This window comes from Vibrio sp. 1731, assembly GCF_033339955.1.
Lineage (GTDB): Bacteria > Pseudomonadota > Gammaproteobacteria > Enterobacterales > Vibrionaceae > Vibrio > Vibrio alginolyticus.
The window spans coordinates 198,402-211,017 of the sequence record NZ_JAWOVO010000008.1; the positions used below are offsets into that span (position 1 = coordinate 198,402).

The 12,616-nt window shown below is 44.5% G+C and carries 14 protein-coding genes; all 14 read left to right on the forward strand.

The features are described from left to right. Window positions 1-51: 51 nt before the first annotated feature. Window positions 52-576, forward strand: coding sequence for a 23S rRNA accumulation protein YceD (gene yceD, locus R7035_RS11875; RefSeq protein ID WP_005387307.1), 525 nt, complete (start codon window positions 52-54; stop codon window positions 574-576). A 59-nt stretch (window positions 577-635) separates the two neighbouring features. Then, on the forward strand, window positions 636-806 hold the full coding sequence (rpmF, locus tag R7035_RS11880; RefSeq protein WP_005396978.1) for a 50S ribosomal protein L32: 171 nt from the start codon (window positions 636-638) through the stop codon (window positions 804-806). A gap of 10 nt (window positions 807-816) precedes the next feature. Next, window positions 817-1,842 carry a phosphate acyltransferase PlsX gene (gene plsX, locus R7035_RS11885; RefSeq protein ID WP_017633846.1) on the forward strand — a complete coding sequence of 342 codons (1,026 nt, stop codon included), beginning with the start codon at window positions 817-819 and terminating at the stop codon, window positions 1,840-1,842. A gap of 5 nt (window positions 1,843-1,847) precedes the next feature. Continuing rightward, on the forward strand, window positions 1,848-2,798 hold the full coding sequence (locus tag R7035_RS11890) for a beta-ketoacyl-ACP synthase III (RefSeq protein ID WP_017821385.1): 951 nt from the start codon (window positions 1,848-1,850) through the stop codon (window positions 2,796-2,798). Between the two features lie 75 nt (window positions 2,799-2,873). Continuing rightward, the gene (gene fabD, locus R7035_RS11895; RefSeq protein WP_176311092.1) at window positions 2,874-3,797 is read left to right on the forward strand and encodes an ACP S-malonyltransferase; all 924 of its coding nucleotides are present in this window, start codon (window positions 2,874-2,876) and stop codon (window positions 3,795-3,797) included. 45 nt (window positions 3,798-3,842) lie between these two features. Continuing rightward, on the forward strand, window positions 3,843-4,577 hold the full coding sequence (gene fabG, locus R7035_RS11900) for a 3-oxoacyl-ACP reductase FabG (protein ID WP_031781117.1): 735 nt from the start codon (window positions 3,843-3,845) through the stop codon (window positions 4,575-4,577). A 246-nt stretch (window positions 4,578-4,823) separates the two neighbouring features. Then, on the forward strand, window positions 4,824-5,057 hold the full coding sequence (gene acpP, locus R7035_RS11905; RefSeq protein WP_004406112.1) for an acyl carrier protein: 234 nt from the start codon (window positions 4,824-4,826) through the stop codon (window positions 5,055-5,057). A 93-nt stretch (window positions 5,058-5,150) separates the two neighbouring features. Beyond that, complete coding sequence (gene fabF, locus R7035_RS11910; protein WP_005372948.1) at window positions 5,151-6,401, forward strand: beta-ketoacyl-ACP synthase II; 1,251 nt, start codon at window positions 5,151-5,153, stop codon at window positions 6,399-6,401. 107 nt (window positions 6,402-6,508) lie between these two features. Continuing rightward, window positions 6,509-7,324 (forward strand): aminodeoxychorismate lyase, encoded by an 816-nt coding sequence (pabC, locus tag R7035_RS11915; RefSeq protein WP_086046934.1) that lies wholly within the window; start codon window positions 6,509-6,511, stop codon window positions 7,322-7,324. Continuing rightward, window positions 7,321-8,337 carry an endolytic transglycosylase MltG gene (gene mltG / locus R7035_RS11920; protein ID WP_086046933.1) on the forward strand — a complete coding sequence of 339 codons (1,017 nt, stop codon included), beginning with the start codon at window positions 7,321-7,323 and terminating at the stop codon, window positions 8,335-8,337. Before pabC ends, mltG begins: the two co-directional genes overlap by 4 nt. Beyond that, window positions 8,334-8,966, forward strand: a complete 633-nt coding sequence (gene tmk / locus R7035_RS11925) for a dTMP kinase (protein ID WP_005387350.1) — start codon at window positions 8,334-8,336, stop codon at window positions 8,964-8,966. Before mltG ends, tmk begins: the two co-directional genes overlap by 4 nt. 24 nt (window positions 8,967-8,990) lie before the next feature. After that, the gene (locus R7035_RS11930; RefSeq protein ID WP_017821391.1) at window positions 8,991-9,953 is read left to right on the forward strand and encodes a DNA polymerase III subunit delta'; all 963 of its coding nucleotides are present in this window, start codon (window positions 8,991-8,993) and stop codon (window positions 9,951-9,953) included. Continuing rightward, window positions 9,944-10,711 (forward strand): TatD family hydrolase, encoded by a 768-nt coding sequence (locus tag R7035_RS11935; RefSeq protein ID WP_005372957.1) that lies wholly within the window; start codon window positions 9,944-9,946, stop codon window positions 10,709-10,711. Before R7035_RS11930 ends, R7035_RS11935 begins: the two co-directional genes overlap by 10 nt. A 444-nt stretch (window positions 10,712-11,155) precedes the next feature. Then, window positions 11,156-12,586, forward strand: a complete 1,431-nt coding sequence (gene ptsG, locus R7035_RS11940) for a PTS glucose transporter subunit IIBC (RefSeq protein WP_176311091.1) — start codon at window positions 11,156-11,158, stop codon at window positions 12,584-12,586. Window positions 12,587-12,616: the final 30 nt, after the last annotated feature.

Consider the following 12,616-nt stretch of genomic DNA (forward strand, 5'->3'; position numbering starts at 1 on the left):
TTTGCCTTTTTCTTTGACTAATTTTGATTTGGAAGATAATATTCGCGCCCTATGCAAAAGGTAAAAATACCGCGAACGGTTGACCCAGCTAAAGCTGCACAGAAACGATTGGATTACGATGGCATCATCCAAGCTAGTCTTTTCAAGCGCTTAGTGGAAACAACTGAAGGCGTAAAACGCGACGCAGAAGTCTCATTGTCATTTGGGATGGATGAACAGCGACTCGTTGTTATCTCTGGTAAAGCTAACATCGAAGTCGATTTAGAGTGTCAGCGTTGTAATGAGGTATTCGCACATGAGTGCGAAGTTGAATTCCTTTCTACTCCTTACTACGGTGAGAAAACAGAACAGGAAGCACCAGAAATTTATGATTTGGTAGATCTAAATGAATATGGTGAATTAGACCTCATACAACTTGTTGAAGACGAGTTCATCTTAGCATTACCTCAAATTGCGATGCACGATGAAGCGGATTGTAGCGTTGATTCAAATAACATGGTTTTTGGTGAGATTCCTGAAGAAATTGAGGAAGAAAAACCGAATCCATTCGACGTTTTGAAAAGTCTGAAAAAGTAATAGGTGTGGTAGCCGATTCTTCTTCAGGTTTTTAACCCAATAGTATAGGAGTAGGGTCAATGGCCGTACAGAAAAACCGTAAAACTCGTTCTAAGCGCGGTATGCGTCGTTCACACGATGCGCTAACTACAGCTGCTCTATCTGTAGACGCGACTTCTGGTGAAACTCACCTACGCCACAATGTAACTGCTGAAGGTTACTACCGTGGTCAAAAGGTTATCAACAAGTAAGGTTGAACCTTTGCAAAGTATTACCGTTGCACTTGATGCAATGGGCGGGGATTTCGGTCCACGCGTAACAGTGCCTGCCGCCGTGCAGGCACTGTCTCATTTCCCAGAGCTAAAAGTGATTCTTATTGGTGATCAATCTCTGATCACGTCTCAATTATCTCAACTCGGTACCTCGACCAGTTCCCGCTTGACTATTCTTCACAGCGAGAAAGTTATCTCGAACTCAGAAAAACCTTCATTGGCGTTACGTAATAGCCAAAATAGTTCTATGCGTATGGCTATCGATTTGGTTTCTGAGCAGAAAGCGGATGCTTGTGTTAGTGGTGGCAACACCGGTGCATTAATGGCACTATCGCGTTTCATTCTTAAGTTACTTCCTGGCATTGAACGTCCTGCTTTAGTTTCCGCTTTACCGACGATTACCGGAAAGCGCACTTGGATGCTAGATCTGGGGGCGAATGTATCGTGCGATGCTGATAGCTTGTTCCAATTTGCTGTAATGGGCAGTGCATTAGCTGAAGAACACTTGGGTCGTCCTCCTCGCGTTGCTGTACTCAATATTGGCGCAGAAGAGATTAAAGGTAACGACTTAGTCAAACGTTGCGCAGAAATGCTTTCTCAGACCGATGCGATTAACTTTGTCGGTTATATTGAAGGTAATCAAATTTTGCATGATGTTGCGGACGTCATTGTTTGTGATGGATTTGTCGGCAACGTATGCTTAAAAGCCAGTGAGGGAACAGCTCAACTTTTTATCGAAAAAATTAAAACCAGCATAATGGCATCAACGATAAAGGGTTGGATAGCTAGAAAGTTGTTTTCTAGGCTGTTTAATGAACTAAAAACACTGAACCCCGACCAGTATAACGGCGCAAGTTTGCTAGGATTGCGCGGCATTGTCATAAAAAGCCATGGAAGTGCGGATGTATCTGCGATTGTCAATGCACTTGGCGAGGCAGTACACGAGGTCAAACGACAAGTACCAAGCCGTATTAGCGATCGTTTGGAAGCGGTTTTACTCGAGAGGCATTATTAGTCTTCATGTATAGCAAAATTTTAGGTACTGGCAGCTACCTGCCATCTCAGGTGCGTACAAACGCAGATCTAGAGAAAATGGTAGATACAAGTGATGAGTGGATCGTTGCTCGCACGGGTATTAAAGAGCGTCGAATTGCTGCAGAAAACGAAACTGTAGCAGACATGGCATTCTACGCAGCTGAAAACGCTATCGATATGGCGGGTATTGATAAAAACGATATCGACCTGATTATCGTAGCCACAACGAGCAGTAGCCATACTTTCCCTTCATCTGCGTGTCAGGTGCAGGCAAAGCTTGGCATTAAAGGTTGTCCAGCTTTTGACTTAGCCGCTGCTTGTTCTGGTTTTGTGTACGCATTATCTGTTGCAGACCAACATATCAAATCTGGTATGTGCAAAAACGTACTTGTGATTGGTTCAGATGCTTTGTCTAAAACGTGTGATCCGACAGACCGTTCAACCATTATCCTATTTGGTGATGGTGCCGGAGCCGTTGTCGTAGGCGCTAGCCAAGAGCCTGGCATTATCTCTACCCACATATACTCGGATGGTCAATTCGGAGAGCTTCTAAGCCTACCTGTACCTGTGCGGGGGCAAGATGCGGATAAATGGCTTCATATGGCTGGGAACGAAGTATTCAAAGTCGCTGTAACTCAGCTATCGAAACTAGTAAAAGATACGCTTGAAGCCAACAACATGCATAAGTCTGAACTAGACTGGCTAGTGCCGCACCAAGCGAACTACCGCATTATTTCAGCGACAGCGAAGAAACTTTCGATGTCACTAGACCAAGTCGTGATTACACTTGATAAACACGGCAACACATCAGCTGCAACTGTGCCAACAGCACTAGATGAAGCGGTACGTGATGGTCGTATTAAACGCGGTCAAACTCTGCTTCTTGAAGCGTTTGGCGGCGGATTCACTTGGGGCTCGGCCCTTGTGAAGTTCTAAGTTTCACAAGAATTCAAAATTTAAGGTGCACTTGGTGCATCTTATTTCTTTTTACTTTGCTTAAAGGAAAACAACATGAGCAAGTTTGCTATAGTATTTCCAGGTCAAGGTTCTCAAGCTGTAGGTATGCTTGCAGAACTAGGCGAACAATATGACGTGGTAAAACAAACATTTGCAGAAGCATCTGACGCACTAGGTTACGATCTATGGGCGCTTGTTCAAAATGGACCTGCAGAAGATTTAAACGAGACTTTCCGTACTCAACCAGCTTTGCTAGCTTCATCTGTTGCAATCTGGCGTGTATGGCAGGAACTTGGCTTAGAGCAACCAGCAAACCTAGCCGGTCACAGCCTAGGTGAGTACTCAGCACTTGTATGTGCGGGTGTTATCGACTTTAAAGAAGCCATCAAGCTGGTTGAATTACGTGGTCAACTTATGCAAGAAGCAGTACCAGCTGGTACTGGCGCAATGTACGCGATTATCGGTTTGGCTGATGATGCGATTGCAAAAGCGTGTGAAGACGCAGAGCAAGGCGAAGTGGTCTCTCCAGTAAACTTTAACTCGCCTGGTCAAGTCGTTATCGCTGGTAGCAAAGACGCAGTAGAGCGAGCTGGTGCGCTATGTAAAGAAGCTGGTGCGAAGCGTGCGCTTCCTCTTCCTGTTTCAGTACCTTCACACTGTGCACTTATGAAGCCAGCAGCGGAAAAACTTGCTGTAGCTCTTGAGTCTATCGAATTTAACTCACCACAGCTGCCAGTTATCAACAACGTTGATGTGGTTGCTGAGACAGATCCTGCAAAAATCAAAGATGCGCTTGTTCGTCAGCTACATAGCCCAGTTCGTTGGACTGAAACAGTTGAACTGATGCACGAACAAGGCGTAGAAAATCTTCTTGAGCTTGGTCCTGGTAAAGTTTTAACAGGTCTAACAAAACGTATCGTGAAAACGCTAACTGCAGCAGCAGTGAATGATATCGCATCGCTAGACGCTGCGAAGTAATCCATAAAGCGATAAATTTGCGATAAGAAAAGGAAACACAACATGATGAATCTAGAAGGTAAGATCGCGCTAGTTACCGGCGCAAGCCGTGGTATTGGCCGCGCGATCGCGGAACTTCTTGTCGAGCGAGGTGCTACGGTTATCGGTACTGCTACTTCTGAAAGTGGTGCGGCTGCTATCAGCGAGTATCTTGGTGATAACGGTAAAGGTCTAGCTCTTAACGTGACCGATGTCGAGTCTATCGAAGCGACACTAAAAACGATCAACGAAGAATTTGGTGTGATCGATATTCTGGTGAATAACGCTGGTATTACTCGTGACAACCTATTGATGCGTATGAAAGATGATGAGTGGAACGACATCATCGATACCAACCTAACGCCTATCTACCGCATGTCTAAAGCGGTTTTACGCGGCATGATGAAAAAACGTGCGGGTCGTATCATCAACGTAGGCTCTGTTGTTGGTACCATGGGTAACGCAGGTCAAACTAACTACGCAGCAGCGAAAGCGGGCGTGATTGGTTTTACTAAATCAATGGCTCGTGAAGTTGCGTCTCGTGGTGTAACAGTGAATACTGTTGCTCCTGGTTTCATCGAAACTGACATGACTAAGGCACTAAATGATGACCAACGTGCGGCAACTTTGTCGAACGTGCCAGCAGGTCGTTTAGGTGACCCACGTGAAATTGCATCAGCAGTAGTTTTCCTTGCTTCTCCTGAAGCAGCGTACATTACTGGTGAAACTTTGCATGTAAATGGTGGTATGTACATGGTTTAATGCGACAGTTTATGCAAAATAAGCTATTTTACATTGTGAAAAATAGCCTATAGTTGCAGTTAACTGTCATGAACTTGTCATGCTTATGCGCAAGATTTGTGCATGATTTAAGTCAAAAATGTATTGAAATTCGGTTAAATTCGCTAATTTTGTGGTTTGACCAGCAAGGACCCCCTTGCAACTTTCAATAGTTCGAATAAACTACGGAATCATCGCATTAGGCGAAATCTGTAAAGGAAAAGAAAAATGAGCAACATCGAAGAACGCGTAAAGAAAATCATTGTTGAACAGCTAGGTGTAGACGAAGCAGAAGTTAAAAACGAAGCTTCTTTCGTTGACGATCTAGGTGCTGATTCTCTAGACACTGTAGAATTAGTTATGGCTCTAGAAGAGGAATTCGACACTGAGATTCCTGACGAAGAAGCTGAGAAGATCACTACTGTTCAAGCTGCAATCGACTACGTAAACAGCGCTCAGTAATTAGCTCTCCCAGGCGGTCTCCTAGACCGCCTGTGTTCTTTCTAACTTCTTCTATCCTCTCATAGAAATATTCAATTCCCGGAGAATTATATCGTGTCCAAGCGTCGTGTAGTTGTCACTGGCATGGGTATGTTGTCACCGGTAGGCAACACAGTAGAATCATCTTGGAAAGCCCTGCTAGAAGGTCAAAGTGGTATCGTAAATATCGAGCACTTTGATACTACGAACTTCTCAACTCGTTTTGCAGGTCTTGTTAAAGATTTCGATTGCACAGAGTACATGTCTAAAAAAGATGCTCGTAAGATGGACCTTTTCATCCAGTACGGCATTGCAGCGGGTATTCAAGCTCTTGATAACTCTGGCTTACAAATTACCGAAGAAAATGCGGCTCGAGTTGGTGTTGCTATCGGCTCAGGCATTGGCGGTCTTGACCTTATCGAAACTGGCCATACTGCATTAGTAGACAAAGGCCCTCGCAAAGTTAGCCCATTTTTTGTTCCTTCGACCATTGTAAACATGGTTGCAGGTAACCTATCTATCATGCGTGGTCTTCGTGGTCCAAATATCGCGATTTCTACCGCATGTACTACTGGCCTGCATAATATCGGCCATGCAGCACGTATGATTGCCTACGGCGATGCAGATGCGATGGTTGCTGGTGGTGCAGAAAAAGCTTCTACGCCTCTTGGCATGGCTGGCTTCGGTGCAGCTAAAGCGCTATCTACTCGTAATGAAGAGCCTCAAAAAGCGTCTCGCCCATGGGATAAAGGCCGTGATGGTTTTGTTCTAGGTGATGGTGCTGGCATGATGGTGCTTGAAGAGTACGAACACGCGAAAGCACGTGGCGCGAAGATTTACGCAGAACTGGTTGGTTTTGGTATGTCTGGTGATGCTTACCACATGACTTCTCCAAGCGAAGATGGCTCTGGTGGTGCACTTGCGATGGAAGCGGCAATGCGTGACGCAAACATCACAGGTACCCAGGTAGGTTATGTGAATGCTCACGGTACATCTACTCCTGCTGGCGACGTTGCAGAAATCAAGGGCGTGAAACGTGCTCTTGGTGAAGAAGGTGCGAAGCAAGTACTTGTATCATCAACTAAGTCTATGACTGGTCACCTATTAGGTGCAGCAGGCTCTGTTGAAGCAATTATCACGGTTATGTCTTTGGTTGACCAAATCGTTCCACCAACGATTAACCTTGATGACCCAGAAGAAGGTCTAGACATCGACCTTGTGCCGCACACTGCGCGCAAAGTTGAAGGTATGGAATACGCTATCTGTAACTCGTTTGGCTTTGGTGGTACAAACGGTTCTTTGATCTTCAAAAAGTTCGCTGAGTAACACTATCTAACCTTATTTAGATAAGCGAAACTTGTATTCTAACGGCTCGATGCTTAGCATTGAGCCGTTTTGTTTTATTTGTTGTCTGCTAATTTGAAGGTACGTGAATGTTTTGGGTAAATGGAGTTCCGCAAACGCATGTAGAGCTAGGTGACCGCTCATTCCAATACGGTGATGGAGGCTTTACCACCATCCTGACCCAAAATGGAGAGTTGGTTTACTGGCAAGAACATACTGAGCGCATGAGTGCTTGCCTTGACGCTTTGAAGATCTCTTCACCTGACTGGGAAGTTGTGCATGATTGGGCAAGCAAAGCGGTTTTATCTGACGCACGAGCGGGGGTGAAGATTCACGTTAGCCGCGGTATTGGCGGGCGAGGGTATAGCCCTAATGGGATTGAAGGCCCTATCGTGACGATTTCCAATTTTGCGTTTCCTTCTCATTATTCATCTTGGCAAGAACAAGGTGTGGACTTGGGCGTTTGTAATACTCGTCTAGGGATTCAACCTTTACTTGCGGGACATAAGCACAACAACCGTTTAGAGCAGATTCTCGCCAAGGCTGAAATCGACAATACAGAGTTTGCAGATGCAATAACGTTAAATGTGCAAAACCATGTCATTGAAACTACAATGGCCAACCTTTTTTGGGTTAAAGGTAATAAAGTATTTACGCCGGAGCTGACCTTATCAGGCGTTACGGGCGTAATGCGTCGTAAGGTGCTTGAGTTACTTAAAGTAAGTCATATTGAAGTCATCGAGGGGCGTTTTATACTTCCAGATTTGCTGAGTGCTGACGAGGCTTTCATGTGTAACTCAATATTAGGTATCGCACCTATTCGCAGCATAGTGACATCGAACTCTAAGACTATATTTCCGATAGGAAAATTGACTCAACGACTGCAAGGGAATTTAACTACGTGATTAAAAAACTGTTGGCTTTTGTTGTGCTGATCGCAGTGATAGGCGCAGCAGCTGTTTTTTATATAATTTCACAGGCTAAACAATACGTTGAAAAGCCTATTCTATTGGAACAACCTCAGCTGTTTACTGTAGAAAGTGGTACAAGCTTTCATCATGTCATGCGCGCCTTAGTTGAAGATGAGGTGATTGAAACATCGGAGTACATCCGTTTAATTCCTCACTTATATCCAGAATTGTTGCAGGTGCGAGCGGGTACTTACCAACTTGAGCCTGGTATGTCGCTTTCGCAAACATTGGAGCATCTGAATACTGGAAAAGAATACCAGTTTGCGATCACTTTTGTTGAAGGCAGCCGCTTTTCTGAATGGGTAGATCAACTAAAAAGTGCTCCTTATTTAAAGCATGATTTAACCGATCTTTCAGAAAAAGAAATGGCTGCGAAGCTCGGAATTGAGAGAGAAAAGCTAGAAGGGTTGTTTTTAGCAGAAACCTACCATTACACAGCGGGTACGAGTGAAAGCCAGTTATTAAAACGAGCGCATCGAAAACTCAATAAAATACTGGACGCTAGCTGGGAAGCTCGTCAAGAAAAGCTGCCATTACAGGATAAATATGAAGCCTTGATTCTCGCGTCTATCATAGAGAAAGAGACGGCTATTGATTCTGAGCGTGAGCGCGTCGCTTCTGTGTTTATCAACCGATTGAACAAACGCATGCGGTTACAAACTGATCCGACAGTTATTTATGGTATGGGTGACGCCTACGATGGCAACATCCGTAAGAAAGATTTGCGTACGCCGACACCATATAACACCTATACCATCAATGGATTGCCACCAACACCGATTGCGATGGCTGGTGAAGCTTCCATTGAAGCGGCTTTGAATCCAGAAAGCAGCAACTATTTATATTTTGTAGCAAGTGGAAAGGGCGGACATGTATTCTCGAAATCCCTTGCTGAGCACAACCGTGCTGTTCGTGCCTATTTAAGAGAACTAAGAAAGAACAAATGATGAAAGCAAACTTTATTGTCGTTGAAGGCCTAGAAGGCGCGGGTAAAAGCACTGCGATTAAAACCGTTTTAGATACGCTAAAAGCGGCCGGTATTGAGGATATCGTAAATACCCGTGAGCCAGGAGGCACACCGCTAGCAGAAAAAATGCGCGCTCTGGTGAAAGAAGAGCACGAAGGTGAAGAACTTAAGGACATGACGGAGTTGCTTCTTCTGTACGCTGCACGTGTTCAGTTGGTTGAGAACGTGATCAAACCAGCTTTGGAAAACGGTCAGTGGGTGGTTGGTGACCGACACGATATGTCGTCGCAAGCTTATCAAGGTGGTGGCCGTCAGATTGACGCATCGTTAATGAAAAATCTCCGGGATACAACGCTTGGTGATTTTAAACCTGCTCTTACTCTCTATATGGACATTGACCCTCGTGTTGGGCTTGAGCGTGCGCGTGGGCGTGGTGAGTTAGATCGTATAGAGAAGATGGATATTAGTTTCTTCGAGCGTACACGTGAGCGTTATTTGGAGATTGCTCATGCCGATCCTTCCATCGTTATCATTAACGCAGAACAGACGATTGAAGGCGTGTCGCGTGATATTCGGGACGCTCTAAACGAGTGGCTAGCTCGTCAATAAGTGAAATGTAAATTTAGGTGACTCATGTTAAATGATTATCCATGGCTACAGCCAATATGGGATAACCTCAAAGTAGGGTTAGAGTCGGACAGAATACCAGGTGCGCTTTTATTACAAAGCGATCAGGGCTTAGGCATCGAAAAACTTATCGAGTTTTTTAGCCAAGCGCTTCTTTGCCAAAATTACGCGAGTGAAGCATGCGGTTTTTGTCATAGCTGCCAGCTAAATCAATCTCAAAACCACCCTGATTTACACTGGATCAAGCCAGAGAAAGAAGGAAAGGCGATAACGGTGGACCAAATTCGCGCTTGTAACCGTCTTGCTCAGGAATCATCTCAGCTTAATGGTTACCGCCTATTTGTAATAGAACCGGCGGACTCTATGAACGAGTCGGCATCGAATGCGCTGTTAAAGACGCTAGAAGAGCCTGGGGCAAAGTGCTTGTTTTTGCTCGTTACCCACAATCAGGAGCGTCTGCTCCCAACGATTCGTAGCCGTTGCCAACACTGGGTTGTTGCGCCTCCGTCAGCGGAACAAGCAATGCAATGGATGCACGAACAAGGGGCGAAGCAAGTTCCTGCTTATGCTTTAAAACTGAATATGGGCTCTCCAATAAAAACATTGGATGCGTTAAATAATGGTGATCTCGAAGCTTACTTGGCTTTTGAACGCAGTTTTATTAAGGCAATGTCTTCGCCTGTTTCAGACGTTTCTGAGTGTGCTTCTTTAATCGCTAAACACTCAGAGCAATCACTAGACTGGGCATGGTATTTACTGACAGATGCTCAGAAAGCGCAGTTTGGTGTATCAGAAGCTCAAATGCTTCCGGGCGCGACAAAGTTTCAACCGGACAACTATAACGGTTTGTACTCATCAGCGAAGGCGCTGATGAACCTGAAAGCTCAGGTGCAAGCCTTTCCTGGCCTGAACCTTGAGCTACTATCAATGAATTGGTTAATTGAATCACGAGAGGCATTATGTTCGTAGATTCTCATTGTCATTTAGACAAATTGAATTACGACGATCTCCACATCAATGTGGAAGACGTTATTAACAAAGCTAAACAAGCAAACGTAACTGAGCTACTTTCTGTTGGAGTAACGCTGGATTCTTTCCCGAAAATGATGGAAATGATCGAGCCTTATGACAATGTTTATGCTTCGTGCGGTGTGCACCCACTTGATGTTGAAAGCGACTTTTCGATGGACGTATTGCGCCACCATGCGTCGAATGCAAAAGTCGTCGCTATTGGCGAAACGGGTTTAGATTATCATTACAAGCCCGAAACGGCCGCGTTACAGAAAGAGCGCTTTGAGCAACACGTTGATCTTGCAGTGGAGCTCAACAAACCTTTAATTATCCATACCAGAAACGCACGTGCGGATACTCTAGATATTTTGCGTAAGGGTGGGGCAGAGAAATGTGGTGGTGTTATCCACTGTTTTACAGAAGATCTTCCATTTGCTGAAGCTGCACTGGAGCTGGGGTTTTATATTTCTATCTCGGGGATTGTTACTTTCCGTCAAGCTACAGAGTTAAAAGAAGTGGTGAAGACTCTACCTTTAGAGAAGCTTCTTATTGAGACAGATTCTCCTTACTTGGCTCCTGTTCCCCATCGTGGCAAAGAGAATCAACCCGCTTACGTTGTCGAAGTCGCTTCTTATATTGCGCAACTCAAATCGTGCTCTCTTTCTGAAGTGGCACAAAAAACCACCGAAAACTTCCGAAATCTTTTTTTGCGATGAAAAAATAATAAGAGCATAAAAAAGGAGCTTAGGCTCCTTTTTTGTTGATAAAAACAACAGATACGCTCACGAGTTTAATGTTTACTAAAAATGTTGATTTAATAACATTCAAAAATCACAAATGTAATTTTGTTACTAAAAATAACATTGGGGCGTATTTTATTTACGCCTTAAAATTAATTATATAAATAATTAATTCTTTATAAAACAGTAATATAAGTGCAATGCAAACCTTTTCATCGGCTGTTTTTGGGTGTGATCCAAGACTTGTTTTGAAACTAAATTTCGTAACTGTGTGGAAAGTTTGAGGGTCATCAATATATATTTAGAGCCGGAAAATATAATGCAGTTGTGGTTACATTTTCATTGGGTGCTAACCTTTAGGCTACGGGGGTGTGCCGTTAGTGCCCAAATAATACTTATAAATTTATCAGGAGCATAAACATGTTTAAGAACCTTTTTGCTAACCTGCAAAAAGTTGGTAAGGCTCTGATGCTTCCAGTATCAGTTTTACCAGTTGCAGGTATTTTATTAGGTGTGGGTGCTGCCCATCTAAGCTTTATTCCAGAGATCGTTTCTAATCTTATGGAACAAGCTGGTGGTTCAGTATTCGGCCAAATGGCACTTCTATTTGCAGTAGGTGTAGCTCTAGGCTTCACTAACAACGACGGTGTTGCAGGTCTTGCAGCTATCGTTGGTTACGGCATCATGACGGCAACGCTAGGTGTAATGGCGGGCGTTATGGGTGTTGAGAAAATCGATACAGGTGTACTAGGTGGTATCCTTGTCGGTGGTGTGGCTGCTTGGGCATTCAACCGTTTCTTCAAAATCCAACTTCCAGAGTACCTTGGCTTCTTCGCTGGTAAGCGCGCAGTGCCAATCATCACTGGTTTTGCTGCGATCATCCTAGGTGTTATCCTTTCTGTTATCTGGCCACCAATTGGCGGTGCAATTTCTGCATTCTCTGATTGGGCTGCACACCAAAACCCACAGCTAGCATTCGGTATCTACGGTGTTGTTGAGCGTTCTCTAATCCCATTCGGTCTACACCACGTATGGAACGTACCGTTCTTCTTCGAAGCAGGTTCTTGTGTTAACGCTGCCGGTGAAGCTCAAAATGGTGTACTAACTTGTTACCTAGTTGCTGATGAAGCATCTCGTGCTGCTGGTAATGGCTTCGGTCAGCTAGCGGGTGGTTACATGTTCAAGATGTTCGGTCTACCAGCTGCAGCAATCGCAATTGCTCATTGTGCTAAACCAGAAAACCGTGCAAAAGTAATGGGTATCATGGCGTCAGCTGCACTGACTTCATTCCTAACTGGTATTACTGAGCCAATCGAATTCTCATTCCTATTCGTTGCTCCACTACTATACGGTATCCACGCTCTACTAGCTGGTTCTGCATACATCGTTTCGAACACTCTAGGCTTTGTACACGGTACTTCTTTCTCTCACGGTCTGATCGACTTCCTAGTTCTATCTGGTAACGCTCAGAAGATGGTGCTAATGATTGCCGTTGGTCTAGTTTACGCAGTAATTTACTACGTAGTGTTCCGTGGTGTAATCACAGCGCTTGACCTAAAAACACCTGGCCGTGAAGATGAAACGGAAAGTGCAGCTGTAGCTTCTGGCTCTGATATGGGCGGTGAACTGGTTGCAGCGTTTGGCGGTAAAGCTAACATTACTGGTCTAGATGCATGTATCACACGTCTACGTGTAGCAGTTGCAGATACAGCAGCTGTTGACCAAGACAAGCTAAAACAACTAGGCGCTGCTGGTGTTGTAGTTGTAGCTGGTGGTGTACAGGCTATCTTCGGTACTAAGTCAGATAACCTAAAAACTGAAATGGATGAGTGGATTCGTAACCACGGTTAATCGCAGTCATTCATAGTAATGCATAAAAGG